This is a genomic window from Pseudomonas lini (assembly GCF_030812475.1).
Taxonomy (GTDB): Bacteria; Pseudomonadota; Gammaproteobacteria; order Pseudomonadales; family Pseudomonadaceae; genus Aquipseudomonas; species Aquipseudomonas lini_A.
In genome coordinates this window covers 74147-100655 of record NZ_JAUSSR010000008.1, presented here as the reverse complement: position 1 = coordinate 100655, position 26509 = coordinate 74147, and the positions used below count along the sequence as shown (strand labels likewise).

The following is a 26509-nucleotide window of genomic DNA, read 5'->3' as shown; positions in this document are numbered from 1 at the left end:
GAATCGCAAGATTCAGGGTTTTTTTATGCCCGGGATTTAGCAAGCCCCAGCACCACTGAATATTCCTACATCCATTACGTCCTTTTCCTTCCAACTGTACAAAGCCTTCATACATCGCTTCAGGATGCGTCTCATGGAGTCTCCGCCCTTACAAAGCGAAACTAATGCAGCAGCAAATTTGCCTGCATTCAACGTTTCAAAGTAAGGAAACATTTCTTGAATACGCTTTTGAAGTTCCTCGCCCTGTCGACAATCATTGCCACAGCCAGCGGCTGTGTCAGCTACAACAACAGCCAGCCATCGTCGCCGATTGACAGCACCGTCAAAGCAGACCTGAAAGCGGACATCGCTGTCGGTGACGCCATCTCCGGTCAGTCTTCGGTCAACGTCCTGTTCGGCTTCCTCAAGTTTGGCGGCGACTCCCAGTTCGCCGATGGCGTGAGCTATGGCGGCCAGAGTGGTGGCTTGGGCAGCCTTGGCCTGGATCCCGTCAGCGCGGTCAAATCGGCAGCGGCTTACAAAGCGGTCAAGTCTTCCGGCGCCGACCTGATCGTCGCCCCACGCTATGAAGTGAGCGAAGAAAACTACTTCATCTTCAAAAAAGTTTCCGTCACCGTAAAAGGCAACAAAGGCAACATCCGCAGCATCCGCTAACTCATCCTCCCCAAGGTGATTCGTCAGCAAACCATCCGTCGCGCTTTGGCAAACCGCAAACCCTGGCGCGTGGCACTCCGCAAACAGCTCGTCAAAATCGACTGTTTGCGGATTTGAGCGCTAACGAAATCGCTTGTCTCGACAACGCAGCTATTCACCACCATTCCAGTGAAAAACCAGATTGTGCGCGCCACCACTGCCAACCTCAGCTGTGTCACGCCGCTCCTCACCATTACGCGTCGCGACTACGGTGTACTTCCCGGGCGGCAGCTGAACGTAGACCAGCGGGCCGGCCTGACTCAAGGTCAGCACCGTTTGCCCCTGGGCTTTTTGAATGACCACATCCACATCGGGGATGTATTTGTTTTCCGGTCCGATTGCGAACGTCATGTGCAGGTTGTAGCCAGTGGCCTGCTGGATGGCCTTGGCCTCATCCTCGCCAACTCCGCCGGAGAGGTAGGTAATCCCGTTTTGCTCCTGCCGTTGTACTTGCACACCTGAGCTGTCGATCGGCTCCAGGCTGGCCGCCTGCAACATGACGGGGAACATCAACAACCCCATCGCGGCGAGCGGCAAAATGAATGCATGGACATGTTTCATGATGGGTACTCCTGGGCTCTGCAGAACCCAATCGTTACCATTTCTTGGATTTCCCTCCATCCGGCCAAGTTTTAGACTGATTCGACCTTGGGCTCACTGCGAAATGGACTACAGGCTGTATCGCTCAAGCTGTGATGGCCGTCGGAGCGTTCCCGCAAAACCGATCGGGCTTTCCTTCTCATTTCCCGGATACGCCCGGCATCGTCGACCCATCCGCCTCTGCAATCCTCTTCTGCCTGTTCATCCATTGGCGGAAGACTTCATGAGCGCACTCAAGCCCGATAACACTCAAGACCCCCAACTCGCCTCGCTGCTTGGCAATCTTGGCGAATTGATCCGCGATGCACGCCAGAAGGTGCTACGAGCGGTCGATACGGTTCAGGTGCAAACCTGCTGGCAGATCGGGCGGCATATTGTGGAGTTCGAGCAGGAAGGGGCTCGGCGGGCGGAATATGGGAAACAGTTGCTGACGAAGCTGGCGCAAAGCCTGACAGAGGAGTTTGGCAAAGGCTTTGACATCTCCAACCTTCGCTACATGCGCCTGTTTTACCAGGCATTCCCGATTCGTGACGCACTGCGTCACGAATTGAGCTGGACCCACTACCGCAGATTGCTGCGCGTCGAGAACGAACACGCTCGCCATTGGTACATGAATGAATCAGCCATCCAGAACTGGTCATCTCGCGCCCTGGAACGCCAGAACGGGCCGCAATTGAAGAGCGGCTGTTGAATCAGGCACACGGCCCCATACGGATGGATTGTCCATAAGCTGCGCGAGGATTATCGTTGGCAGCTACCCGCAAAGGTCCGAAGCCGATGAACTTGCAGGACATGCCACCGCTGGCGCCCTCTCAAATCGAGTTACCGCCGTACACCGCCACTGCTGGCGAAGCGTTCAGGGAGCCCGCCGCAGACGGCTTCATCCTCGGCGGCTTCACTTGGCGGCACGCCTCTGCGGACATCGCGCGCCCGATCGTCATCATCAACGCCGCCACTTCGGTTCGCTGCCGGCATTACTCGCGCTTTGCCGATTACCTGTTCGCCAACGGCTTCGACGTCATCACCTATGACTACCGCGGCATCGGTGAGTCTCGACCGACTTCACTCAAAGGCCTGCAAGCCACATGGTCCGACTGGGGCGCACTGGATTTCGAGGCGATGCTCAAGCGCGCCCAGCGAGAGTTTCCGGGCCAGCCCATCGATGTCGTCGGCCACAGCTTTGGAGGCTGTGCAGCGGGCCTGGGAGCCTCTGGGCATCTGATCCGGCGCCTGGTGACCGTGGGTGCGCAATTCGCTTACTGGCGCGACTATGCGCCCGCTCATCGCTGGCGGATGTTCGGCAAGTGGCACTTGGTGATGCCACTGCTGACAATGGTCTACGGCTACTTCCCCGGAAAACGTCTCGGTTGGCTGGAAGATACGCCCGCCGGCGTAGTCCGCGACTGGAGCACGCCCACCACTCGATACGAAACGCGCCCCAGTGGTCGACTAATCATTGCCAACGCCGGAGGGCTGCCCTTCGCCTCAGTCACAGCCAAAACCCTGGCCATCAGCATCAGCGACGATCCTTACGGCACAATCCCGGCCATCGAACGCCTGCTGGGCTACTTCAGTAACAGCACGAACACCCACCTGCGAATCGCTCCTAAAGACATCGGCGAAGAAGAAGTCGGACATTTCGCCTTTTTTCGCAGCCCATACCAAGCCACACTATGGCCCATTGCATTGTCCTGGCTGCTAAGCGGCGAACTGGCCCCCGATACCCCCGGGCGGCGAGTGCCACGCAGTTGATCGACTTGCCCTCTTAACGAAATACGGAACGACGCCCATGGCTTCCGCCAACAAACAGCAAAAACGCGCCACCCGCGCCAAGGCCAAGGCCAAGCAGAACCGCACCCAACGGGCTGCCGCGCCGGTCGAGCTGGACCCGAACGACGATCGCATCGACTTCGAATCGGTGGACCTGACCGACCTGTTCAAAGAAATGATCGAGGCGCAAAAGATCAGCCAGCAAGCCATGTGCGCGGCCTTTCTTGAACACCCGCTGCTCGCGCTGGTGCTTGAGCAGGAAGGTGAAGAAACAGCGACCGACTTCATCATCGGCGCGCTGATCGAGTACCGCCAATGGTCCACCGAAGTGGACGAAGCCGGCGCCTTGGCGTGGATCGAATCCCCGGCCTTCCAGGCAGATTACGTGGCCGCGTCCGAAATCATCGCAGCCCAAAACCAACAGAAACCGAACTGAGTTCCCATGGCCTCCCTGAACAAGCAACAGAAACGCGCCAAACGCGCCAAGATCAAAGCCAGGCAAATCAACATCCACGGCAGAAAACCCGCTGCACTGGACGATGACCTGGGCGACATCGGCGAACCGATTCCGGAATACACCCTGGCGATGTTCAGCAAAATGCGCGACGCGGAAGCCACCAGCCGCGACGACATGCTGCAAACCTTGCTGTCGAATCTCGCCGACATCATCAGCGACCATCCAGACCTGCTTGACATGGAAAACGCCGACAACGAAGCCATGGCTGCCACCCACCTGGCTGCCGACATGCTGATCGACTACCGCATGTGGGCCGACGGCATGGACCGCGATGTGGCCCAGGCCTGGCTGACCGATCCGCAGTTCATCACCGACTTCGGCAAGGCGCTGGATACCTATAGCAAGACGCTGGATGCACAGGAAGAAAAAGGCGAGTAACCACCCTCTCCTTCAAAAACCAAAACGGCCGCTTGTCATCACTGACAGCGGCCGTTTTGCGTCACGGGGTACGAATCAGTTCAGCACCACCGCACCCAGCTTCTGCTGCTTGCGACGGCGAGCCACGAGCAAACCGGTAGCCACCACCAACAGACTCAGCAGACCGGTCGCCAGGATCTCCACGCGATGGGCTTCCTGGAACAGCATGATCGTCAGGATGCCGACGATGAACACGATCACCGCGTAGGTCAGGCCAGGGAACAGCCACATCCGGAAGGCAATCTTCTCGCCGGCAATCACGCGCTTCTGGCGCATGCGCAGTTGGGAAACCGCGATCACCAGGTACACCAGCAACGCGATGGCGCCGGAGCTGGCCAGCAGGAATTCGAACACGGCGGCCGGAGCAACGTAGTTGGCGAATACCGCCAGGAACGCAGCTGCAGTGGACAGGATTACGGCCCAATACGGCGTGCCGCTGCCATTGGTGCGCGTGGACACGGCCGGTGCATCGCCGCGCTTGCCCAGGGAAAACAACATCCGCGAGGCGGTGTAGAGCGCCGAGTTCAGGCAGCTGGTCACGGCAACCAGGACAACGATGTCAACAATCAACTTGGCGTTCGGGATGCCCATGCGCTCAAGCACGGTCTGGTAGGAACCGACGGCGGCCAGAACCGGATCATTCCACGGCACCAGCGCCACGACGATGAAGATCGACACGAGGTAGAACAAGCCGATCCGCCAGATCACCGAGTTGGTGGCCTTGGAGATTTGCTGGCCCGGGTTCTTCGATTCCGCAGCCGCGATGGTCACGATCTCGGTACCCATGAAGGAGAACATGGTCGTCAGCATCGCCGCCAACACGGCACCCATGCCGTTGGGCAAGAAGCCTTGGTATCGAACAGATGCGATACGCCGCTGACCTGGCTGGTTGGCAGAAAGCCGAATATCGCCAGAACGCCCAGGACAATAAAACCGATAATGGCCAGGACTTTGACCAGGGCGAACCAGAATTCGAATTCACCGTAGTTTTTCACGCTGAACAGGTTGGTCACTGTCAGCAGCAAGGTGATGACCAGGGTGAACGCCCAGATCGCCACGTTGGGGAACCAGGCATGCAGGATGGTTGCGGCGGCGTTGGCCTCCAGCGGGATCACCAAAACCCAGAACCACCAGTAGAGCCAGCCGATGGTGAAACCGGCCCAGTGGCCGATCGCGCGATCGGCGTAGGTCGAGAAGGAACCGGTGTCCGGCGAGGCCACGGCCATTTCGCCGAGCATGCGCATCACCAGCACCACCAGGGTACCGGCGGCGGCATAGGCCAACAGCACAGCAGGGCCCGCTGCGGCGATGGCGTGGCCGGAGCCGACGAACAGGCCGGCACCGATAACCCCGGCGATCGACAGCATGGTCACATGACGCGGTTTGAGCCCCTGTTCGAGGCCATTGGAGCTTGGGGAACTGCTCATTGAAACTACCTTTGTAAGGAAAAGCGAATGCGTACATCCCGTCGGACATTCCTTCTTGTAAAAAGAAACCAACGGAGCGTTCCTTATTCTGCACGCAATAATTGCGCCAAAATATTACAAGCTCCCCAAAGCCGGGGCTTGTAGCGAGCCTGGGCAGTCATCGCAAGTCATTGAAATACATGGCACTTCGCCAGAACGTTACCCTGCGACCCATTTCAAGAACGAAACAGCGCACCGGAAACACACCCGAAAAATTCTTGACGCACAATAAAAGTGCAGATCCGCAACGTTTGGGCGGTTAGCGCTTCCACCTCCCTGCCAAAGCTGGCAACATCGCGCCCCTTTTTGTGAGACCCGCCCCGCTTTTCAAGAAAAGCAGGGTTCAAACGGTTGTTCGGTTGATAGCAGCGCGACAGTCTGCTGTACCGATGCGACAACCTGTCACACACCGCCCGTTTACCGCTCGTAGCGCTGTTGGCTGCCGTTCAGACGCTATGCTAGCTTGGCCGCCTCGCCAGGAAGGCCACCAACAGCAGGAGCGAAACATTATGAGGAACGCACATGGCTGAGGCCGCGCCCGCGCTTGAAATCCGCAACTTGCACAAACGCTACGGACAGCTTGAGGTGCTCAAAGGCATCTCGCTGACCGCCCGCGACGGCGATGTGATCTCGATCCTGGGTTCCTCCGGTTCCGGCAAGTCCACCTTCCTGCGCTGCATCAACCTGCTGGAAAACCCGCACCAGGGCCAGATCCTGGTGGCCGGTGAAGAACTCAAGCTCAAGGCCGCGAAGAATGGTGAACTGGTCGCTGCCGACGGCAAGCAGATCAACCGCCTGCGCAGCGAGATCGGTTTTGTGTTTCAAAACTTTAATCTATGGCCGCACATGAGCGTGCTCGACAACATCATCGAAGCCCCGCGCCGCGTGCTCGGTCAAAGCAAGGCCGAAGCCACCGAAGTCGCCGAAGCCCTGCTGGCCAAGGTCGGCATCGCCGACAAGCGCCACGCCTACCCGGCACAACTCTCCGGCGGCCAACAGCAGCGCGCGGCCATCGCCCGCACCCTGGCGATGCAACCCAAGGTGATCCTGTTCGACGAACCCACTTCTGCCCTTGACCCGGAAATGGTCCAGGAAGTACTTAATGTCATCCGTGCATTGGCCGAAGAAGGCCGCACCATGTTGCTGGTCACCCATGAAATGGGATTCGCCCGTCAGGTTTCCAGCGAAGTGGTGTTCCTCCACCAGGGCCTGGTAGAAGAGCAAGGATCGCCACAGCAGGTGTTCGAAAACCCGCTTTCGGCGCGCTGCAAACAATTCATGTCCAGCAACCGCTAACGGAGCTACCCGCATGCAGAACTACAAAAAGATCTTCCTGGCTGCCGCCGCCACCCTGGCCTTCAGCGCCGGTGCCGCCGCCGAGACCTTGAAGATGGGCATCGAAGCGGCCTACCCGCCGTTCAACAATAAAGATGCCAGTGGCAATGTCGTCGGCTTCGACAAGGAAATCGGCGACGCCCTGTGCGCCAAGATGAAAGTCGAATGCACCGTGGTCACCTCCGACTGGGACGGCATTATCCCGGCCCTGAACGCCAAGAAGTTCGACTTCCTGATCTCCTCGATGTCGATCACCGACGAGCGCAAGCAAGCGGTGGACTTTACCGACCCGTACTACTCCAACAAGCTGCAATTCATCGCCAAGAAAGACGTCGACTTCAAAACCGACAAGGACTCCCTGCAAGGCAAAGTGATCGGCGCTCAACGTGCGACGCTCGCCGGTACCTGGCTGGAAGACAACATGGAAGGCGTTGAAGTCAAACTTTACGACACCCAGGAAAACGCCTACCTGGACCTGACTTCCGGTCGCCTGGACGGCATCCTGGCCGACAAGTACGTCAACTATGAATGGTTGAAAAGCGACGCCGGCCGCGCTTACGAATTCAAGGGCGACCCGGTGGAAGAAAGCGACAAGATCGGTATCGCGGTGCGTAAAAACGACCCGATCCGCGAGAAGTTGAACACCGCGCTGAAAGAAATCGTCGCTGACGGCACCTACAAGAAGATCAACGACAAGTACTTCCCGTTCAGCATCTATTGATCCTGACGTGCCTGACGGGTGCCGTTCTCTGACGACGCCCGTCCCTGGCATTGCCTGCCGCGATTTGAAAAGACACCCATGACTATCGATCTCTACGGATTCGGCCCGGCGCTCGCCGCTGGCGCGCTGATGACTGTGAAACTGGCACTCTCGGCCTTGTGCGTGGGGCTGGTGCTCGGTCTGCTCGGCGCCTTGGCCAAGACTTCCCCGTACAAGCCGCTCCAATGGCTTGGCGGCACTTATTCGACCCTGGTGCGCGGCATCCCGGAATTGCTTTGGGTGCTGTTGATCTACTTCGGCACGGTCAACCTGATGCGCGCCCTGGGCGAGTTCTTCGGCAACCCCGACCTCGAACTCAATGCCTTCGCCGCCGGCGTGATTGCGTTGGGCCTGTGCTTCGGCGCCTACGCCACGGAAGTGTTTCGTGGCGCGATCCTGGCAATCCCCAAGGGTCACCGTGAAGCCGGCGTGGCGCTGGGCCTGTCGAAGTTTCGCATCTTCACCCGGCTGATCATGCCGCAGATGTGGCGCATCGCCCTGCCGGGCCTGGGCAACCTGTTCATGATCCTGATGAAGGACACCGCGCTGGTGTCGGTGATCGGCCTGGAAGAAATCATGCGTCATGCGCAAATCGGCGTGACCGTGTCCAAGCAACCGTTCACCTTCTACATGGTGGCCGCCTTCATGTACCTGGGCCTGACCATACTGGCCATGACCGGTATGCACTTCATGGAACGACGCGCCGCTCGCGGCTTCGCGAGGAGCACCCAATGAACTGGGAAGTCATCATCAAATGGCTGCCGAAACTGGCCCAGGGCGCGACCCTGACCCTGGAGTTGGTCGCTATCGCCGTGATTGCCGGGCTGTTGCTGGCGATTCCGCTGGGCATCGCCCGCTCTTCGCGCCTCTGGTACGTGCGGGCAATTCCCTACGGCTACATCTTCTTTTTCCGCGGCACGCCGCTGCTGGTCCAGTTGTTCCTGGTCTACTACGGCCTGGCGCAGTTCGACGCGATCCGCAACAGCTCGATGTGGCCGTACCTGCGCGATCCGTTCTGGTGCGCCACCGCGACCATGACCCTGCATACCGCGGCCTACATCGCCGAGATCCTGCGCGGCGCGATCCAGGCGATTCCACCGGGTGAGATCGAAGCGGCGCGGGCGCTGGGCATGTCCAAAGCCAAGGCACTGTTTTACATCATCCTGCCCCGGGCCGCGCGTATCGGCCTGCCGGCCTACAGCAACGAAGTGATCCTGATGCTCAAGGCCAGCGCCCTGGCCAGCACCGTGACCCTGCTGGAGCTCACCGGCATGGCCCGCACCATCATTGCCCGGACTTATCTGCCGGTGGAAATCTTCTTCGCCGCGGGCATGTTCTACCTGTTGATGGCGTATGTGCTGGTTCGCGGCTTCAAGCTGCTGGAGCGCTGGCTGCGCGTCGATGCCTGCCAGGGTCGCTGACTGTCGCGTGCTGACGGGCGACGACTTGCTCGCCCGTTTCGCCGCGCTGGATGCTTTTCTGTTCGAGCATCAAGCGCTGTGGAAACCGCGACCCTTCACCCATCTGCAACTTCCCTGGGAAACGTCATACCCAGCGTTGGCGCTTTGGCTACGGAAGCGTTCGCTGGAAGAGGCGGAAAACAGCCATAACCAACCTGGCTTGGTGGATGCACCGCAGCCCTATGCTTCACTGGCGACGTTGTCCCGAGAATTAAGCGCGGTGGGTGAATTGCCGGCGCACGCGCTTGAAGCGGCCCCCCATCGCTTGAACGTCGATGTGCCAGGGCGCAAGTGGCAGCAGATTGAGGCGTTCGCCAGCCGGCTGGCATTTGTCACTGTGCCGAAACACTGGCTGGATTGGTGCTCGGGCAAAGGACATCTGGGGCGACGCTTGCTGCAAACCGGCCAGCAGCTTACTTGCCTGGAATATGATCCGGCGCTGGTCGCCAGCGGCCAGGCCCTCAGCCAACGGCATCACCTGCATGCGCTACATGTCGAGCAAGACGTACTCACGCCGGATGTCACCGCCTTATTGAATACTGATCACACGCCAGTCGCGTTGCACGCCTGTGGTGATCTGCATGTGCGTCTGATGCAGCTCGCCAGCACGGCAGGTTGCAAACAGATGGCCATTGCGCCCTGCTGCTACAACCGGATCAGTGGCAGCCAGTATCAGCCGCTATCCGTCACGGCCAAGGGTTCCGACCTGCAACTGTCACTTGATGACCTTTCGCTACCGATGAGCGAAACAGTCACCGCAGGCGCCCGCGTCCGACGTCAGCGCGACGCTTCAATGGCCCGGCGCCTGGGCTTCGACTTGCTGCAACGGCAACTGCGCGGCATTGACGAATACCTGCCCACCCCTTCCCTGCCCAGCGCCTGGCTGGATAGATCCTTCGCCGATTACTGCCATCATTTGGCCGCGCTTAAAGACTTATCCACAATCGGACAGCAGGACTGGTCAGCCCTGGAAGCGGCCGGATGGCTGCGGCTGGCCGAAGTGCGCAACCTGGAGTTGCTGCGCGGACTTTTCCGACGCCCATTGGAGCTGTGGCTGAATCTCGATCGGGCGCTTTTCCTCTCCGAGCAGGCATACACCGTTCGCCTCGGCACCTTCTGTGATACTGCACTGACGCCACGTAATTTCCTGCTCCTCGCCGAGCGTTCATAAACGCCTCAGCCTGTGGATAAGTCTGTTGATGAAATTTTCCTGGATCCAATATATCCGGCTGTTTCGGGGCTGAAACACAACTGTTCAAATTTCGTACACCTGTAAAAAAACCGGAAAAACAGGTATTTGCGAGCAAACGAGAATGGATCCGCAATTTTGTCTCTAAGCAGGTGCAGGAAAGATCTCGTTGTGCATAAGCGCTACGCCAAATGAACATAACCACCCCGTAGTTCCTCGACTATCTTTGCCAAGCGCCAGAATTGTCTGACGCGCAATCAGCAAGGAGCTGGGAAAAGCATGAGCATATTGAACAGTGCACAGGAAGCCGTCGACACCGTCGCCAACCAGGCCATCGAGGCGGCGCTGCAGCAAACCTTCGCCGTAGGCGGCGCCATCATCAACAATGCCACCGGCGAAGTCATCGCCGCGCTGCATAACAACGTGCTGATGCCCTTTCCTGGCGGTGGCACCCCCTACTTCCTGCCCCATGACCCGACCGCCCACGGTGAACGACAACTGGTGGACTGGTACTACGAAAACGTCGCGCCACTGAACCTGCCACCACCCGGCCAATTGACCGTAGTCACCACCCTGGATCCCTGTGCCATGTGCGCCGGTTCACTACTGACCGCAGGCTTCAACATCGCCGTCAGCGCAATCGATGACTACGCCGGCATCAACTACAACAGCCAGTTCACCTTCCCGTCGCTACCGCCGCAGATCCGCCAACAGGCGCAAGACACCTGGGGCTATTACGCGATTGCGGCACCGGTCAGCCGCGCCTATCAGGGCTCGAACAGCCCGGTGTTCGGTGGCGAGACCATCGATTCGGCGGCCTACTTCCTCACCAGCTCCATCTTCTCCGCCAGCGTCAACACCGTGCGCGAGGCCAGCAACAACAGCGGCCTGCCGCCGGATCAACTGCAAAACCCGGCAAACCTGCCGGCCAACAGCAAAGTGCGCCAGGCACTGACCGCACTCACCCCGTTTGCCCTGACCGTCCAATCCGCCACCCCCCGCGACCCCGGCGCAGAACTCGCCACGCCGCTACTGAAAACCGCGCAGCAAGGCACAGTCTTCAACTCGGTCGCCCTCATCGACCCGTTCGGCAACCTGCTGGTGTGCCAGGCCGGCGTCGAGGATGAGTCACCGATTCGCACAGCCTTCATGGAAACCACCCGCAACTACGCACTCCTGCGCTGGACCCTGATGAACGACCCCGACCCGGCCGTTCGCGCCCAGGCGGAGCAATACCTGACGCACCCCAAGTACGGCACCTTCGTGTTCCTCTATGCCCCCGACCCCACCACACCGCAGGCCGTGATGACCTTCGGTGCTTACGGCTCGACCATGGAAGGCCCCGTGCCACAGAGCTATCCGTCCAACCTGCAATACGTGCTGCTCCCGGGCGCCACCACTGCACAGGCGTTGTCGACACTGGCCCAGAACCTGCCGCCGTTCTACACCCAAAGCGTACAAGTGGCGCCGGCGCAGGTGCTGAGCCAGGACCTGATCAACGCTGTCAAAAACGGCGTGTAAGGCGCTAAAGCAATCCCATTGGCCAGCCCCGCGCAAGCGTCTGCGGGGCTGGCCTGACGCTTGCGCAAAAATAGTCTGAATTCAGGGGTTTACAGAACCAACCCAATCGCTATAATCGTCGCCCAACACGCCGGTATAGCTCAGTTGGTAGAGCAACTGACTTGTAATCAGTAGGTCCCGGGTTCGACTCCTGGTGCCGGCACCATACAAGGTTCCAGAGAAGGCTTTCAAAATCTCTGAAACCCCCGAAAAACCCGCCTTCTGGCGGGTTTTTTCGTTTTGGCGTTCCGTCGGATTCTTTTGAATACCGCATTTTTTAGGGGTATTAGTAGGGGTATACAACGGTTCGACAATTGGGAGCGTACCCCTATGCCTCGCACTTGTGCCCCCCTCAGTGACGCCCTTTGCCGCTCGGCTAAACCTCGTAACTCCCCCTACAAAATGTTCGACGGCGGTGGTCTGTTTCTGCTGGTAAAAACCAGCGGCGTAAGAAGCTGGCGCATGAAGTATTACAAGCCCAGCGGCAAGGAAGGCATTATCGTTTTCGGGGACTACCCTGTCGTAACGCTTGCATCAGCCAGGAAAAAGCGTGAAGAAGCTAGGGCACTTCTGGCGGAAGGTCTCGACCCTATTGAGCAGAAGCAGAAGGCCAAGACCGTAGCGCAACGGGAAGGCTTACGCTTCGAAGAAGTAGCATTGGCGTGGCATGCTGAAATGTCCCGCAAATGGGCTCCGGGACATTCAACCACCGTCATGAGTCGTCTCAAAACTCACGTATTTCCCTTCCTTGGTCGGCGCCCTATTGCCGACATCGACACCCACGACTTGCTAGAGCCCATTGAACGCATCAAAGAACGTGGCACCCTCGATGTTGCTTTACGTGTACAAAATTATCTGAGCAGTATAATGCGTCAAGCCAAACGCGCACGGCAGATTGGTGCCAATCCGGCCCTAGATCTCGCCGGCACGGTCAAAATGCCAAAGACAGTCCACCGTCCTGCTTTACCCCTCAACCGGCTACCCGAGCTGCTTGGGCGTATCGAGACCTATCATGGCCGCGATCTGACTCGCCTGACCGTTCTGTTTTCCTTGCACGTATTCGTACGTTCCAGCGAACTGCGCTTCGCTCGCTGGAGCGAATTTGATCTCAAACGAGGTGTGTGGGAAATCCCGGATACCCGGCCTGCTTTGGAAGGCGTACCGTTTTCTACACGCGGCACCAAGATGGCAGGAGACATCCACCTTGTTCCCCTATCCCCTCAGGCACTTGTCTTACTCGAACAAATTCGTGAGCTGACCGGACGCTTTGAATTGGTTTTTCCAGGAGACACGAAGTACTGGAAGCCCATGTCGGAGAACACAGTTAACAAGGCGCTCCGCACCATGGGCTACGACACCAAGACTGAGCTTTGCGGTCACGGATTTAGAGCCATGGCTTGTAGTGCGTTGATCGAGTCGGGGCTATGGTCGGAGACAGCAATTGAACGGCAGATGAGCCATAAAGAACGCAACAATGTGCGGGCCGCCTATATTCACAAAGCTGAGTTCATAGAGGAGCGTCGGTTGATCATGGCATGGTGGAGTCGTTACATCGACGCCAACCAGTACCAGCACTTAACTCCCCACGAATTCGCCAATCATGTTGGCAAGAACGTTGTTCGTATCAAGCAAAAGCATGGCGTGGACGTATAGAGGGAAGATAAAAGTGACAGACTTTCACTTTTTATCGGCATCCAGCTTCACGAAGTGGGCTACATTCCATTGGTGTTTAGGTGAAAATTCGTCGCCCAACAAATCCTTCAGAATTCCGTTTGCTTTGATTGCTGCCGCAGCCGAGCCTGGCTCGGGGTGATCAAGAGATTCTCCCTCAGGATTTATGAAGACACCCTCGACCGGGTTCACACCTGGATCTCCGCTGTAGTGCTCCCTGAGCGCCATAGTTTGATCGTAATTAAAGTCCGCCGCATCTCTTGGCGTCCCATTAGCAGCAGCTGCAGCTATGTGCATCGCCTTGATACGTCGGGCGAGCAACTCCTCGGAGTCCTCATCAGTTTTGTAACTCATGTAAACCTCACTTTATGCACGGATTGTCGACTGAGCACCTTACCCAGAGGCTAGCCCCTCTTGGGGATAGCCATAGGCAGCCGCAAGCATACAAGCTAGGAGCATTGACGAGCTACACCGTGATAGCCAACGAGCCAACTGCCAACCTCAGAGGTGCTGGCGACTGCCCATTTGGATTCTTCGTGACGCCAAAGCAGATCCCCCGGGAGAACTCGCTCTTGGACACCGTATTCGGTGATGACATTGTGCCCTTCCGGAGGAGGTATGGTAGGACGCTTACTTTCCTCCTCCAGACGAATTGTCTGGTTGATAATGTCCCGCTCTTTCTGCCAGTTTGCATCTACATAGTCAGCCCATCGCAATAATGTCTGGTAGTCAGCTCGGGTACCGAGGAAGTGGACCTTGGGCTCACTATAGAATGATTCTTCACCCTCTTTTGGAATCACATCTAAAGCCTCTTTGACGAAACCAACTAGACCATAACGATCTTCGCTGCTCCAGAAAATCGCGCCCCCGCTTACACCGCTTAGACTTTTAACATCGGGCAATGAGGCCAGAGAGCTGTGGAATTGCATTTGGTCACTGTCACCACGACTGGTGAGCCCCCTTGCAACCGCATGCACACAACGCATGCTCACCTGAGTTCCATGATTTTGGTGATCAATGTCGTGCTTTTCTAGAGTAGGGAATCCAACGGCTAAACCATGCGTAAGCGGCCACTCTGGTTCGTCCTCCGGCCTAATCTCGAATGCGACCTTATCAAGATAGGCCGGTAGCTCTGGATTGATAGGCCGCAGGGCAAGGTCCGGAGAAGGAAAAGGGTATGTAGCCGGGGGCACCAAAAAAGGACCAGAAATCTGAACACCGGGGGCTTTAGGACAGAAGAAGCTCCCCTCCGGTATACCGTGTTTAACTGCATACTTATTTAGTTCTTCCACCACGTGAGCCGCAGTAACCGCATATGTTTTTTCTCTCAGCCTTATGAAGGTCACGGTACCGGTTGGCTCATCTGGATGCGGCACAAACTGACGGTCCGGTCTATAGCGGTGAACACCCAAAGTAGCGACGTGCTTGCACGCATGCGCCAAATCATCATGCATCGGGAATTCCGCATCTAGAATTGGTTCTGGGTTTTCCATGACGTTTGCCATCCTCATTCTCGGTCCTGAAACAATAGGCAGTCGACGGTTACCTACAAGTTGAGCAGTCAGCGGGTGATGCGGGATGCGTCAATGGTCACATGGCCATGTGGGGTTTCAATTTGAACTGTCGTCTTGTAACGCTCGTTTTCATCGTAGGGGTCCCCCACCACAGCAACGCGAAATCCAGCGCGGCGAATTGCTGCACGACTCTGCCCCTGCTGATTTCCATTGTGATCGAACAGAACGACTCGGCCGACTTCTTCGATTTTTTCTAGCAACTCTTGGCTTCGGTGGTCGGTGGCATTCTTGAAAGAGGTGCCGGAGAGGTCTGGATCATCATCTGGGTTAGAGACTTGATGCTCCGAAAACAGCTTAAGCAACTTTTTTAGCTCTGGTGTTCGACTCTTCTCGTAGGGTTCGATCATTGCATTTCCTCGGTGGTGGATAAGGACCCTAAGTCCTTTCGAGCAGACCGAGCATTCATGGATGCGAAGCATGCTGATTTCAAGGAAGCGCATCAAAAATGATGTCTGCAGGGACTGTTAATCATTGTCTCAATCCAACGGGGAGGACCTCCCCATGCTTGATCATTCCCTCTTGAGCAGCTTACCCAAACCTAAAACCATCGATACCTCATCACTGAGTCAAGAAGAAGTTGCCGTAACCTTGCGCCGATCTGCCCGCCTTCGCCTGAACGGGGCTCAGAGCCTGGTCTTACATGCCGCAGGGCAGCAAGATTTGGTGGTTGAATTACTAGACGATGCGGCAGTGCTGTACGACATGGCCTTCCAACGCTTATTGGGGCGCCCTCCCGAACGGGCAAAACGAAAATATAAAGAGTACTACTCGATTCCCGCTGCGGATGGCATACCTGGTATCCGAACGCCTTGGAGCACCGACTACGCCCCCATGATCGAAGACGGCGTGCTATGTGCAGAAGAATGGCTGGATGATTCATCATCGCTTCCCCTTTGGTGGGCCCTTTCCCACCACCGTAAAAGACATTGGGCGGGCGATTGCCAGGACTCCTTCGAAGCAGGCTTCTTGTTACGTTTGCAGCAACGACTAGTGCAATTGTAGTCTACTCCACCTCCCACATCCACCCGCTTTGAAGCATGAGAGCCACAGGGCCAGACACGTCTAGCCCTGTGCGTTTTACTCAAAAAGCTCCGGCCAAGAGAGCTTGCTCACGCCGCTTGCCGGAGATTTAGCCTAGCGATATCAAGATCACCACGACATTCAAGCGATATGCATTCCTCGCATCTCCGTGGGATTCATAGATCGACGATGGGTTGACCTTCCACTTCTCCTAGCGGCGAACAGCTAATTGTTAAGGATACTGGCGACAGCGGCGACAGCGGCGACAAGCCCCGTGGTATCTGGCTTTGCGCGTGGCGACACCTGTGGCGACAGTCGCCATTTTGTCGCCGGTGTCGGTTAAAGGCTTGACCGATTTTATTCACAGGCGTAGTTACTGGCGCATGGATCGCTGTCGTTGACAGCACCAGCCCAGGTAGCCCGAACCTTCGAGGCTACGCCACACAGTGGTGGTTCAACCCTAAGTGCGATCAGCGTCCGGTGGCTCGCACGCTCACAACACCCTTGTGACGGATGCCTACTCTTCCTGTGCGTCTGTGCCGCAGACTGCCTGCTTCTTCACATGCGCCCTGCAGCAACCTCCTCCCTTGGCTCATCTCGCTGCGCCAGACTGCGCCCGTCTCTTTCTCCGGGAAAGAGACGGGCGCTCGTACCACTGCTGCAGCCCACGTCTGAACGGGCTTTGCGGCACTTCACCGCGTGACAATCGGCGTGACAAAACCGATTCGACACATCTCGCATTAACGCTGGCGACGGTGCCGCAGCCCAGGACAGGCTGCACCTGACTGACAGTCAGGCATGCCCCGCTCGCGACGATGATGCCCTCCTCCCGCCCATGATCTCGCGGCGCCGGATTCGTCAACCGGTGCAGCCTCCACCCGCCCGCATCTTCGGATGCGTTCAGGAAGCCAGACGATGGGAAATGCCCGCGCTCTTGGTCGTACAGAGCCGTCCGTTCCGCGTCAGTGAACACCCTCACAGGTCGCAGGGGCCTTTATCCCTGATAACACTCAACATCCGTGGCGGGAGCGTGAGGGAAACAACTGCTGAACAGGAGACAGATGATGCTGCAATCAACCTGGAGCTTGCCGCCGCAACCCTTGCTGGAGGCCAACCCGACGCCATTAAATTATCCGGTGGCAGCCCTCGGTGATCTGCTGGGACCGGCCGTCGAGCGCATAGCCGATGTGATGGGTGTGCCGCAGGCCATGGCCGCACAATCGGTGCTGGCGGCCTCGGCCTTGGCCACTCAGGGGCATGCCAATGTGCAGCTGGATGGCCGGGTCTATCCGCTGTCGCTGTACCTGCTCACCGTTGCGGCTTCAGGTGATCGCAAGACGGCGGTGGATAAGCTGGCCTTGCAGCCAGCACGCGAATGGGAACGCCTGCAGTGGCAGGCCTACCACGAAAAACTCAGTCGCTACCGCGCCACGCTGGTGCGATCTCAGAAGCAGATGGCAACGATCGATAGCCATACCGACACGCCAATCCAGATAGAGTCAGAGCCCGTAGCACCACGACTGATCAGCTGCGAACCGACCATCGAAGCCCTGACCAAAAGCCTGTGTTTGGGTCTGCCCAGCATGGGGCTGTTCAGCGACGAGGGCGGCCAATTCCTCGGCAGTAGCACCATGAGCCGGGACAACCGCCTCAAGGCCGTGACCACCCTGTCCTCGCTGTGGGACGGCAACCCCATCGATCGCTCTCGTTCCATGGCCGGAGAAAGCCTGCGCGCCTATGACCGGCGCTTGAGCCTGCATTTGATGCTGCAACCTTATTTGGCGGGACAACTGCTCAAGGATCCACTACTCAACGGCCAAGGCATCTTCGCCCGTTGCCTGATCACCTGGCCACAGAGCTTGGCCGGACAGCGCTTTTATCAGCCGGTGGATCTCACCCAAGACATCAGCCTCAAACGCTACACCCAGCGAATCACCGACTTGCTGCAACGTCCTTGGGCAATCGGCAGCGATGGCGCGTTACACCCCAAAGCCCTGCCCCTCAGAAGCCTGGCCCGGCAAATCTGGATCAACCTGCACGACACCATCGAAGCCCAACTCGGCGAATTCGACGAACTAGCCAACGTGCGCCCCAGCGCCTCCAAGGCCGCGGACAATCTGCTACGGATCGCCGGCGTCTTTGCGGTACTGGAAGACCGCGAACTGATCGAGGTCACCCACATCCAGCGCGCTTCCTCGCTGATGGATTACTACCTGACCGAGATCCAACGGCTGACTGAGCAGGAACCGGTCAACACCCAGCGTGAAGAAGCCGATCGGCTGCTGCGTTGGCTGCAGGAAAAACAGTGGTGCCGTTTCACGGTTCGGGATCTGTTGCGCAACGGCCCGCGCTTCGCGCGCAAAAGTAGCCATCACACGTTGGCCCTGCTGGTCGAGTTGATCACCCATCAATGGCTGGGCACAGACGGACACTCCTTCGAGGTGCGCCATGTTTCGACTCAATGAAGCCCTACGCAATCGGTGCGCCCAAGCGAAAAACACTCAACATTTACAACTTGTCGCCACCACTGTCGCCACATTGTCGCCACGCTCCAAGCCAGGTACCACGGGGCTTGTCGCCGCTGTCGCCGCTGTCGCCAAAAAACAGGGGAACGGGTCCCACATCAGCGACGTGATTGAGCGCCTACACCAGGAAGGTGCCGAACTATTCATCATAGACAACAGGCTGTGTTTTCGTCCCAGCGACTGGGGCCAACTTACTCTTGTCGGTCACCATTGGCGCGAGCTATTGGCTTACCTGCGCCAGCATGAAAAGGAGATCCAGGATGGCCCTGGTCGGCAGGCGTAATGGTCGCAATTTTGGCTATGGCCGCCAACTGAGCTACGCCGGTACGCAGGCGCTCAAGGATCTGTTCGGTGGTGGTCATTTCGCAACAGTCAAAGCCCACAATGACCGCTGGCAGGCGTTCGTGCGCTGGTGTCGATCCGAAGAGGGGCCAGGCTACAACGATGCACGGAAGATTGGTCGGCAAACCTTACTGAAATACGCCCAGCACCTGCGTGAGCAAATCGACCACGGTGCCCTCAGCATCGCCACCGCGCAAAACCGATTGTCCAGCGTCAACCGGACGTTGGCAGCGCTTCGCGGTGATCAGTATGTGAAGATCCCGAGCCCGAGCCAGGCGTTAGGATTTCAGCGCTCGACAATTCGCCGTATCGCGCCGCAAGGCCAGGATCGACAGCTAATTGAGCGAATTGCACAGGAGCTCAACGATCAGAAGCAACACAGGGTCTGCGCCATCATGCTTCTGGCACGTGAAACCGGAATGCGCCTTCGAGAAGCGATATTGGCTGACCTGCCACGACTGCATCGTGAGGCCAAACAACTTGGCAGGATCAACATTCAAGACGGCACCAAAGGTGGTCGATCTGGCGCATCAGCTCCACGTTGGATAGTCGCCACCGAACTGGTGAAAAATGCACTGCAAATTGCCCGAAACTGCTCCCCCAACGGCAGCCGTAACTTGCTTTCTCGAGATGAGAGCTACCTGCAGTTCCTGCAGCAAGTCGTTCGCCCCACTCGGGATATCCTGCACAACTTTGACCTCAAGGGATTTCACGAACTACGAGCAGCCTACGCCTGCGAGCGGTATGAGCAGATCACCGGGCACCTTGCCCCGGTGAACGGCGGTAAGGGGTACCTACAAGATCCCCAGCTGGACCGTACAGCCCGCAAACAACTCAGCATCGAGCTTGGTCACAACCGAGTCGATGTTGCATCCGCTTACATCGGAGGTCGAAAGTGAGCAAATCCTTCGATATGGAGCTATTCCTCGACGGATTGCTCTCCGGCGCCCATGCCACCCGACAGCGCCACCGTAGACAAGCACACATCATGCACATTGCTATTCAAAAGCGATGGAAACTCGATACTCCATGGCGCTGGCAGCTAAAGCACATTCGATGGTTCCTGAGTCGATATCTAAAAAATCACGCTCCAGCAACCCGCTACTCTTATCTCCTCACGACGCAGTTAATTTGCAGACGCCTAAAAAAAAACTGGTCTCTCACCTTGGCAAGATAATTTCATGAGGTTCACCCTGGATCATTACCTGCGTCTAACACGGCCTGGGTGACCTCTACGCATGGAAAATGTCTTGGCCGGGACGGCTAGGTATGCCCGGATGCTCAGTTTTCTGCCCAGAAAAGCAGAGATGAGCACTTTTAAAATCATCGGGTCGGTACAAACCGATCGCACGTCAACGTCTGTAGGACAGGTGCCGATATGAAAACCATCAACAGGTGCAGCCTTCAGGCCGATGAGCGTATTTGCTCCTTAGGTAGCGTCGAATGACAACCTATAGCCTACAGTAGGGTAAAATCTGCGCTGGAAATAAATTCACAGAGTAGCGGATGAATCCGGCCTCACGACGAGCCAGTACCCATGACATGAGAATTCTAGCCTAGGGATCGCAACATTTTCGTCCTGGCGGAGGCATTTCAGGTAACCCGTATGCTGGATAAGGTCACGCTCAGTACAGGATGTCTACGGCATGAGCAGGAGCAGACGTATCTGCCGGTGAACGAACACATTGAAGTCAACGCAAGGCTGGAGCATGGACCTATCCAAGCACACAGCGGAACGTACATGCCGCACTCACAACGTATACACAGGCCAACCATGACCAACAGCGACATAGTGCAAAAACTCTGGAGCCTATGCGACATCCTTCGTGACGACGGAATCAATTATAGCGATTACGTCACGGAGCTAGTGCTGCTTCTTTTTATCAAAATGGAATACGAGCAGGTACAGAACAGGGACGATTTCGGTCATAAGCTACCCAACGGCGCACGCTGGCCAGACCTAGCCCAAAAAACAGGGACCAAACTACTGGAACATTACCAGCAGACACTTTGCAGTCTAGGAACAAACAGCGACACACGAATTTCCGCAATTTATGCCGAAGTTCAAACTCGCCTCAAAGAACCACGGCACCTCGAACAGCTTATCAAAACACTCGACAGCATTGATTGGTTTAGCATCCGCGAAGATGGCTTGGGAGATCTGTACGAAGGCCTGCTAGAAAAGAATGCTAGCGAGACTAAATCGGGTGCTGGGCAATATTTTACACCTCGCCCACTAATTGACAGCATTATACGATGTGTGAAGCCAAAGCCTGGAGAGACAATTCAAGATCCTGCGGCAGGGACTGCGGGCTTTCTAATAGCCGCGGATGCTTATATAAAAACCATAACTAACGACCTTAAAAGTCTAGATGAAAGAGCCCGAGACTTTCAGCGTACGCAAGCGTACATTGGTGTCGAACTAGTCCCTGGCACTCGCCGTCTAGCATTGATGAATGCTTTATTGCATGGAATCGAAGGTAACCATGAAGGTATTATTAACTTAGGAAATGCCCTAGGCCACACTGGAGAAGAACTACCAAAGGTAGATATTATTCTCTCCAATCCACCCTTCGGTAGCGCCAAAGGTGGGGGTGGTCCAACCCGGAAAGACCTTGACTACTACACCAGCAATAAGCAGCTGTCTTTTTTACAACATATCTATCGCGGACTAAAACCGGGTGGTCGTGCAGCAGTTATATTGCCAGATAATGTTCTTTTTGAAGCTGGTGTTGGTGCAGATGTTCGTCGAGACCTAATGGAAAAATGCAATCTTCATACTATTCTTCGACTACCAACCGGGATTTTTTATGCCCAGGGCGTGAAAACAAATGTGCTGTTCTTTCAAAAAGGCAGCCCCAAAAACATTAATCAAGAGCAAGGATGTACGACTCGGGTATGGGTATACGATCTTCGAAGCAATATGCCTCGGTTTGGTAAACGCAATCCATTCGGCTCAGCTTATCTCAAACCCTTTGAAGACGCATTCGGCGTTGACCGCGATGGCGAAAGTCCGCGCGCCGAGAATATCGAAGGAATTGGAGAGATGAGCCGCTTTCGTGTATTTACGCGCGAATTCATTCGTGAGAGAGCGGACTCTCTAGATATAAGCTGGCTGAAGAATACTGATGCCGTCAACGGCGATGATCTTCCACCTCCCGAAGTACTCGCGGGTGAGGCCATGGCTGAGCTCACAGAAGCAATGCGCGAGTTAGATGAGTTAATGAAAGCGCTCGGCGCGGGTGATGAGGTGATAGCTCAAAAGAAGCTTTTGGCTGAAGTCATGGGACTAGTTTTGGAGGAGGAGTTCCAAGATGAATGAAATTCCCGAACATTGGGCCCTTGCATCATTGAATGAGCTACTGGGGGATGGATGCCTATTCTCCGACGGTGACTGGATCGAAAGTAAAGATCAAGACCCTAAGGGTGAAAATAGGTTACTTCAGCTAGCTGACATTGGGGACGGCTATTTCGCGAATAAGTCTTCTCGTTTTGTAAACAATGAAAAATTTGAGTCTTTGAACTGCACCGAACTCAAGGAAGGTGATGTTCTGATTGCACGTATGCCTGACCCATTAGGTCGTGCGTGTCTGATGCCAAAACTTTCCCAACGATGCCTTACTGTCGTAGACGTTGCAGTTTTTCGTACAGGAAAGACCGGCATCTCAAGTAAATTCTTGATGCATCTTATAAACTCACCATCTATCAGGGCAGAAATTGAACTAAACTCATCAGGCACAACAAGAAAAAGAATTGCAAGAGGGAAACTTGGAGAGTTAAAGCTTCCGATCCCCCCGCAAGGTGAACAGATACGCATCGCCCAGAAACTTGATGACTTACTAGCTCAGGTAGAAACTCTCAATACCAGAATTAACGCGATACCACACCTTTTAAGACGCTTTCGTCAATCCGTTCTATCAGCAGCCATCTCGGGCGAACTGACCAAAGACTGGCGTTTTAAGAACCAAAACCAGCCTGATTTGGAACCTCAGAATCCCCCCGAGGAGGACAATAAAATACTCCCTTCTGGCTGGAAGGAAGTAAATTTCTCCTCAGTAATTTTAGATCTTAGGTACGGAACTGCTCAGAAGTGCGAGTATGACGGGGGTACTGTAGGTGTCTTAAGAATTCCAAATATAGGTGAAAGCGGCATCAGTCTTTCAGACCTTAAATCGTCAAATTTCAAAGAGTCAGAAATACTAAAACTAGCCTTAGAAGAAGATGACTTAGTTATAGTCCGTTCAAACGGCAGTGTAGAGCTTGTCGGCAGATCGGCATTAGTAACTCGAAGAGAGTCAGGACTTCTTTTTGCTGGGTATTTAATACGCGCCCGCCTCGACAAAAATAAAGCATTATCTAAATATGTTAATTTCTGGATTAAATCACCTGTCATTCGAGAAACAATAGAGCGTATCGCAAAATCAACAAGTGGCGTCAATAATATAAATAGCGAAGAAATAAAATCATTAACTTTTACTATGCCACCCTTAGCTGAACAGACTGCAATAATCCATCGAATAGAGCAGCTTTTCACATTTGCAGACCAACTAGAAAGCAAGGCCAATTCAGCAAAATCACTAATTGGAAACTTATCAAAAAGTATCCTAGCCAAAGCATTTCGAGGTGAGTTAGTCTCGCAAGATTACGATGAAGAGCCGGTCTGCGACCTTCTCGCGCGCATCCGATCTCACCAAGCCGAAGCCCCCATTCCAAAAAGCTTCAGAAAACCGGATAAACCAAAGCTAGGTATTAGCATGAAACTTGGCAAAATAGTCTCTGTTATTGAAGCACTTTCAGCCGCTGGCACTGCTCTGACAGGTCAAGATCTTTTGAAGCAATCTGGCTATCCAAGAGATGCCAGCACCGAGCAAATGGAACAATTTTTTTTAGATATTAGAGCTCACCTTATCTCTGGAACCATAACTAAAAAGCGCTCAAAGATCAACGACCAAGACTACTTTTCGTTAAGTTAAAGGACTAAACATTGAAAGTCGATAAATTATATATTCGCTCTAGCTTTAAAAACCTAGAGAATGTACAAGTAGACTTTGATGAAAATCATCTTATGACGGTCATTGTTGGTCGTAACGGCTCAGGAAAGTCGAACGTATTGGAAGCGCTGGTTTCGATTTTTAGAAACTTAGATCTTGGAGAGTCACCGCCATTTTACTACGTCATTACTTATCAGCTCGGAGAAAAAAATTCCGGCCGCTGGGAAGAAATCACTATTGACGCCGACCCCACAAGAGGGGCACTTACAAAGCAATATGAAATTACGGTACGGAACTTAAAAAAAGCAAATGACCATTTAGAAACTGCGGATGACAATATAGCAACCCCACTATCAAAGGTTTCCAGAAATAAGAAAACTGGTGTAGCGCAGTATCTACCTAAATACCTATTTGCATATTACTCCGGCCCTAGTGATAGACTTGAAAAATACTTTCGGAAACACCGAACCGACTTTTATCAGAAGCTTTTAAAAAACGACATCAATTTGAAGGGAGATATACGCCCTCTATTTTACGCAAAACCGAATCATAGCCAATTTGTGCTACTTGCCTTTTTCTTGGCCGAAAAAGATAGCCCAGAGCGCCTCTTCATATGTAAACATTTAGGTATAGAAAGTTTAGACAGCATCCATTTTGTAATGCGTCAACCGTCATGGGCCAAAGACAAGTCGGAGCTATTCTGGGGTGCATCAGGTGTTGTACGTAAATTTCTGGATGCTCTTTACCCGTACGCGATCGCGCCCGTAAAAGTAACTCGAAAGGAAGACACAACTCTTACAGGAAAAAACATCAAAAATGAATTTTTCCATCTTTTTTTACCTGATTTAAACTCACTTAAAGATTTCGCAAAAGATCTGACTCCTGACGAGCTTTTCAAAATGCTTGAAAGCACATTACTTTCAGAAATAATTTCGGAAGTTAGCATTCGAGTCAAAGTCACAAATAGCGAAACCGCACTTACCTTTCGGGAGTTAAGCGAAGGAGAACAACAGTTACTCACTATACTAGGCTTACTTAAATTCACAGGCGGCAAGGACTCACTTTTTCTTCTAGATGAGCCCGACACACACCTTAACCCCTCTTGGGCCGTAAAGTATCTTGAGTTCCTTCGGGAATTTGTACCCAGCCACAGTACAAGCCATCTACTAATGGTGACCCACCATCCTCTAGCGATTGCGGAACTAGAGAAAGGCCAGGTTCAGGTAATGAAGAGAGAAGATGGAAAAATTCACGCTGCGATGCCAATTGAAAGCCCAAGAGGCATGGGCATTAATTTAATACTGCGGAGTGATATTTTCGGCCTAGTAACCACCTTAGATAGTATCACACACGAAACCTTGACGCGAAGAAACCAACTTGCCAGTAAAGAAACGCTCTCTCCTACTGAGGATCTAGAGCTTAGACAAAAAAACATAGAGCTGGATAATCTTGGATTCAGTCTATCCAGCGATGATCCAGACTATATGGACTACTTGTTAAGCAAATACCACTCCACACCCAAGGTACCACTCTAATGCGATGGATTTGCAAAGACGACATCGAGGAGCGTTTAACAGAACGTTGGAGACTTGCAGCGAGTAATGCGAGAGCTACATTGGATATAGCTGTAACGAACGAAGAAAAAAAAGCCGTACTTAAGCTTTCTTCAAGCAGCAAGGTATGGCGCGACTTCTACGAACTTCTGCCAGAACATTTAAAGAAAAAATGTTGGTACTGTGAGTCTGAAGAAATACGGTCTGACATGCCGGTTGATCACTTTAGACCCAAAGGTAAGATCGAAGGTGAACAAGGTCATAATGGTTACTGGTGGCTTTCTTTTGACTGGAAGAACTATAGGTGTGCCTGTACGTTCTGTAACAGCCTTAGAAACTTTGAAGAATCGACCGGAGGAAAAGGCTGTAAGTTCCCTCTAATCAATCCTTCAAACAGAGCTTTTATTCCTGGAGCTGAGGTGTTGGAAGAGCCTAACTTCCTTGACCCTCTCGACCCTGAAGACTGGAAGCTACTTTGGTTCGATAATGACGGAAAGCCAATGTTAAACCCTAGTTCCGAATTAGCCAACAACGAAAAAGTGCAGAATACCATCGATATTTTTCACCTGCACGAGTCAAAAATCGTAAGAAAAAGAAATCAGGTTAGACTGAATATTGAAAAGCATATAAACAAACTAAAAAAAGCATTGACCGAACGAGACAGCGAATCTATACAGGAGGCGAAAATCAGTCTACGGAAGATGGTTAGAGACACCGAAATGCTTTCTAGGGCAGCTATTGTCTTTATGCGTCAACATCGGGATCTTCCAGAAATTAAAGAAATCCTACAAATAGATTAACACTACAATCCTATTGTTATTTAACGGGAAAATATGTTTAGTCTCTTGAAGACGGGTAAAAATCGGCGTCGACGCTTCCATTTTACCACTCACGTGGAAGCGTACCGTCCTTCCAATCGAACACTCTCTGGTCACATAATATGACCGGCTTGCTGCTTTTTAGGGGTACAAATGGGGGTACTCCCAAATAATTTTTACCATGAATTATATATTTTACTCGCCAAAAGCCCTGACGTTCGACTCCTGGTGCCGCACCACATTAGGCT

The 26509-nt window shown here is 54.4% G+C and carries 23 protein-coding genes, 1 tRNA gene and 2 pseudogenes; 21 read left to right on the top strand and 5 right to left on the bottom strand.

The features are described from left to right. The first annotated feature begins 216 nt into the window (after window positions 1–216). Window positions 217–654 carry a hypothetical protein gene (locus J2W17_RS16680; protein ID WP_307336112.1) on the top strand — a complete coding sequence of 146 codons (438 nt, stop codon included), beginning with the start codon at window positions 217–219 and terminating at the stop codon, window positions 652–654. A gap of 150 nt (window positions 655–804) precedes the next feature. Here the strand turns inward: J2W17_RS16680 and J2W17_RS16675 are convergent, their stop codons facing one another. After that, complete coding sequence (locus tag J2W17_RS16675; RefSeq protein WP_307336110.1) at window positions 805–1254, bottom strand: carboxypeptidase regulatory-like domain-containing protein; 450 nt, start codon at window positions 1252–1254, stop codon at window positions 805–807. Between the two features lie 262 nt (window positions 1255–1516). Between J2W17_RS16675 and J2W17_RS16670 the strand changes: the two are divergent. From J2W17_RS16670 to J2W17_RS16655, 4 genes and pseudogenes are all read left to right on the top strand, one after another. Further along, a pseudogene (locus J2W17_RS16670) lies at window positions 1517–1954 on the top strand (DUF1016 N-terminal domain-containing protein); the annotation flags it as partial. Between the two features lie 116 nt (window positions 1955–2070). After that, window positions 2071–3045 carry an alpha/beta hydrolase family protein gene (locus tag J2W17_RS16665; protein WP_307336107.1) on the top strand — a complete coding sequence of 325 codons (975 nt, stop codon included), beginning with the start codon at window positions 2071–2073 and terminating at the stop codon, window positions 3043–3045. 37 nt (window positions 3046–3082) lie between these two features. After that, window positions 3083–3499 carry a hypothetical protein gene (locus tag J2W17_RS16660; protein ID WP_150763326.1) on the top strand — a complete coding sequence of 139 codons (417 nt, stop codon included), beginning with the start codon at window positions 3083–3085 and terminating at the stop codon, window positions 3497–3499. A gap of 6 nt (window positions 3500–3505) precedes the next feature. After that, a complete protein-coding gene (locus J2W17_RS16655) occupies window positions 3506–3958 on the top strand; it encodes a hypothetical protein (RefSeq protein WP_307336103.1) in 453 nt (150 codons plus the stop codon). A gap of 75 nt (window positions 3959–4033) precedes the next feature. Here J2W17_RS16655 and gabP read toward each other — a convergent pair. Then, window positions 4034–5424: pseudogene (gabP, locus tag J2W17_RS16650) on the bottom strand (GABA permease). A gap of 561 nt (window positions 5425–5985) precedes the next feature. Between gabP and J2W17_RS16645 the strand changes: the two are divergent. From J2W17_RS16645 to J2W17_RS16610, 8 genes are all read left to right on the top strand, one after another. After that, window positions 5986–6759 carry an ABC transporter ATP-binding protein gene (locus J2W17_RS16645; protein WP_307336100.1) on the top strand — a complete coding sequence of 258 codons (774 nt, stop codon included), beginning with the start codon at window positions 5986–5988 and terminating at the stop codon, window positions 6757–6759. A gap of 13 nt (window positions 6760–6772) precedes the next feature. Then, window positions 6773–7519, top strand: a complete 747-nt coding sequence (locus J2W17_RS16640) for an ABC transporter substrate-binding protein (RefSeq protein WP_307336097.1) — start codon at window positions 6773–6775, stop codon at window positions 7517–7519. Window positions 7520–7597: 78 nt separating this feature from the next. Beyond that, a complete protein-coding gene (locus J2W17_RS16635) occupies window positions 7598–8293 on the top strand; it encodes an ABC transporter permease (RefSeq protein WP_128873806.1) in 696 nt (231 codons plus the stop codon). Beyond that, entirely contained in the window at window positions 8290–8979 is a 690-nt protein-coding gene (locus J2W17_RS16630) for an ABC transporter permease (RefSeq protein ID WP_307336090.1), read from the top strand. Before J2W17_RS16635 ends, J2W17_RS16630 begins: the two co-directional genes overlap by 4 nt. Next, window positions 8960–10189, top strand: coding sequence for a methyltransferase (locus J2W17_RS16625; protein WP_307336087.1), 1230 nt, complete (start codon window positions 8960–8962; stop codon window positions 10187–10189). The genes J2W17_RS16630 and J2W17_RS16625 overlap by 20 nt, the downstream gene beginning before the upstream one ends. 297 nt (window positions 10190–10486) lie before the next feature. Then, complete coding sequence (locus tag J2W17_RS16620; protein ID WP_307336084.1) at window positions 10487–11728, top strand: nucleoside deaminase; 1242 nt, start codon at window positions 10487–10489, stop codon at window positions 11726–11728. 129 nt (window positions 11729–11857) lie between these two features. Continuing rightward, window positions 11858–11933: transfer RNA gene (locus tag J2W17_RS16615), tRNA-Thr, on the top strand. A gap of 164 nt (window positions 11934–12097) precedes the next feature. After that, a complete protein-coding gene (locus J2W17_RS16610; protein ID WP_307336080.1) occupies window positions 12098–13420 on the top strand; it encodes a tyrosine-type recombinase/integrase in 1323 nt (440 codons plus the stop codon). Window positions 13421–13444: 24 nt separating this feature from the next. Here the strand turns inward: J2W17_RS16610 and J2W17_RS16605 are convergent, their stop codons facing one another. The 3 genes from J2W17_RS16605 to J2W17_RS16595 form a co-directional block, all read right to left on the bottom strand. After that, window positions 13445–13792, bottom strand: a complete 348-nt coding sequence (locus J2W17_RS16605; RefSeq protein ID WP_307336077.1) for a hypothetical protein — start codon at window positions 13790–13792, stop codon at window positions 13445–13447. A 95-nt stretch (window positions 13793–13887) separates the two neighbouring features. After that, on the bottom strand, window positions 13888–14931 hold the full coding sequence (locus tag J2W17_RS16600) for a hypothetical protein (RefSeq protein ID WP_307336074.1): 1044 nt from the start codon (window positions 14929–14931) through the stop codon (window positions 13888–13890). Between the two features lie 68 nt (window positions 14932–14999). Beyond that, the gene (locus tag J2W17_RS16595) at window positions 15000–15359 is read right to left on the bottom strand and encodes a hypothetical protein (protein WP_307336071.1); all 360 of its coding nucleotides are present in this window, start codon (window positions 15357–15359) and stop codon (window positions 15000–15002) included. Window positions 15360–15513: 154 nt separating this feature from the next. Here J2W17_RS16595 and J2W17_RS16590 point away from each other — a divergent pair, with 154 nt between their 5' ends. From J2W17_RS16590 to J2W17_RS16555, 8 genes are all read left to right on the top strand, one after another. Next, complete coding sequence (locus J2W17_RS16590) at window positions 15514–16014, top strand: LasR-specific antiactivator QslA (protein ID WP_307336068.1); 501 nt, start codon at window positions 15514–15516, stop codon at window positions 16012–16014. Between the two features lie 1082 nt (window positions 16015–17096). Next, window positions 17097–18497, top strand: a complete 1401-nt coding sequence (locus J2W17_RS16585; RefSeq protein ID WP_307336065.1) for a YfjI family protein — start codon at window positions 17097–17099, stop codon at window positions 18495–18497. Continuing rightward, a complete protein-coding gene (locus J2W17_RS16580) occupies window positions 18481–18840 on the top strand; it encodes a hypothetical protein (RefSeq protein ID WP_307336063.1) in 360 nt (119 codons plus the stop codon). The genes J2W17_RS16585 and J2W17_RS16580 overlap by 17 nt, the downstream gene beginning before the upstream one ends. Beyond that, a complete protein-coding gene (locus J2W17_RS16575; protein ID WP_307336061.1) occupies window positions 18818–19798 on the top strand; it encodes an integrase domain-containing protein in 981 nt (326 codons plus the stop codon). Before J2W17_RS16580 ends, J2W17_RS16575 begins: the two co-directional genes overlap by 23 nt. 875 nt (window positions 19799–20673) lie before the next feature. Next, on the top strand, window positions 20674–22221 hold the full coding sequence (locus J2W17_RS16570; protein ID WP_307336705.1) for a class I SAM-dependent DNA methyltransferase: 1548 nt from the start codon (window positions 20674–20676) through the stop codon (window positions 22219–22221). Then, complete coding sequence (locus tag J2W17_RS16565) at window positions 22214–23872, top strand: restriction endonuclease subunit S (protein ID WP_307336059.1); 1659 nt, start codon at window positions 22214–22216, stop codon at window positions 23870–23872. The genes J2W17_RS16570 and J2W17_RS16565 overlap by 8 nt, the downstream gene beginning before the upstream one ends. 11 nt (window positions 23873–23883) lie before the next feature. After that, window positions 23884–25425, top strand: a complete 1542-nt coding sequence (locus tag J2W17_RS16560) for an AAA family ATPase (RefSeq protein ID WP_307336057.1) — start codon at window positions 23884–23886, stop codon at window positions 25423–25425. Then, entirely contained in the window at window positions 25425–26243 is an 819-nt protein-coding gene (locus tag J2W17_RS16555; protein WP_307336054.1) for a hypothetical protein, read from the top strand. The genes J2W17_RS16560 and J2W17_RS16555 overlap by 1 nt, the downstream gene beginning before the upstream one ends. The last annotated feature ends 266 nt before the right edge of the window (window positions 26244–26509 follow it).

Coding starts and splice junctions, on each gene's coding strand:
- J2W17_RS16675 (WP_307336110.1), bottom strand. CDS start 1,254: ATGAAACATGTCCATGCATTCATTTTGCCGCTCGCCGCGATGGGGTTG.
- J2W17_RS16665 (WP_307336107.1), top strand. CDS start 2,071: ATGAACTTGCAGGACATGCCACCGCTGGCGCCCTCTCAAATCGAGTTA.
- J2W17_RS16660 (WP_150763326.1), top strand. CDS start 3,083: ATGGCTTCCGCCAACAAACAGCAAAAACGCGCCACCCGCGCCAAGGCC.
- J2W17_RS16655 (WP_307336103.1), top strand. CDS start 3,506: ATGGCCTCCCTGAACAAGCAACAGAAACGCGCCAAACGCGCCAAGATC.
- J2W17_RS16645 (WP_307336100.1), top strand. CDS start 5,986: ATGGCTGAGGCCGCGCCCGCGCTTGAAATCCGCAACTTGCACAAACGC.
- J2W17_RS16640 (WP_307336097.1), top strand. CDS start 6,773: ATGCAGAACTACAAAAAGATCTTCCTGGCTGCCGCCGCCACCCTGGCC.
- J2W17_RS16635 (WP_128873806.1), top strand. CDS start 7,598: ATGACTATCGATCTCTACGGATTCGGCCCGGCGCTCGCCGCTGGCGCG.
- J2W17_RS16630 (WP_307336090.1), top strand. CDS start 8,290: ATGAACTGGGAAGTCATCATCAAATGGCTGCCGAAACTGGCCCAGGGC.
- J2W17_RS16625 (WP_307336087.1), top strand. CDS start 8,960: ATGCCTGCCAGGGTCGCTGACTGTCGCGTGCTGACGGGCGACGACTTG.
- J2W17_RS16620 (WP_307336084.1), top strand. CDS start 10,487: ATGAGCATATTGAACAGTGCACAGGAAGCCGTCGACACCGTCGCCAAC.
- J2W17_RS16610 (WP_307336080.1), top strand. CDS start 12,098: ATGCCTCGCACTTGTGCCCCCCTCAGTGACGCCCTTTGCCGCTCGGCT.
- J2W17_RS16605 (WP_307336077.1), bottom strand. CDS start 13,792: ATGAGTTACAAAACTGATGAGGACTCCGAGGAGTTGCTCGCCCGACGT.
- J2W17_RS16600 (WP_307336074.1), bottom strand. CDS start 14,931: ATGGAAAACCCAGAACCAATTCTAGATGCGGAATTCCCGATGCATGAT.
- J2W17_RS16595 (WP_307336071.1), bottom strand. CDS start 15,359: ATGATCGAACCCTACGAGAAGAGTCGAACACCAGAGCTAAAAAAGTTG.
- J2W17_RS16590 (WP_307336068.1), top strand. CDS start 15,514: ATGCTTGATCATTCCCTCTTGAGCAGCTTACCCAAACCTAAAACCATC.
- J2W17_RS16585 (WP_307336065.1), top strand. CDS start 17,097: ATGCTGCAATCAACCTGGAGCTTGCCGCCGCAACCCTTGCTGGAGGCC.
- J2W17_RS16580 (WP_307336063.1), top strand. CDS start 18,481: ATGTTTCGACTCAATGAAGCCCTACGCAATCGGTGCGCCCAAGCGAAA.
- J2W17_RS16575 (WP_307336061.1), top strand. CDS start 18,818: ATGGCCCTGGTCGGCAGGCGTAATGGTCGCAATTTTGGCTATGGCCGC.
- J2W17_RS16570 (WP_307336705.1), top strand. CDS start 20,674: ATGACCAACAGCGACATAGTGCAAAAACTCTGGAGCCTATGCGACATC.
- J2W17_RS16565 (WP_307336059.1), top strand. CDS start 22,214: ATGAATGAAATTCCCGAACATTGGGCCCTTGCATCATTGAATGAGCTA.
- J2W17_RS16555 (WP_307336054.1), top strand. CDS start 25,425: ATGCGATGGATTTGCAAAGACGACATCGAGGAGCGTTTAACAGAACGT.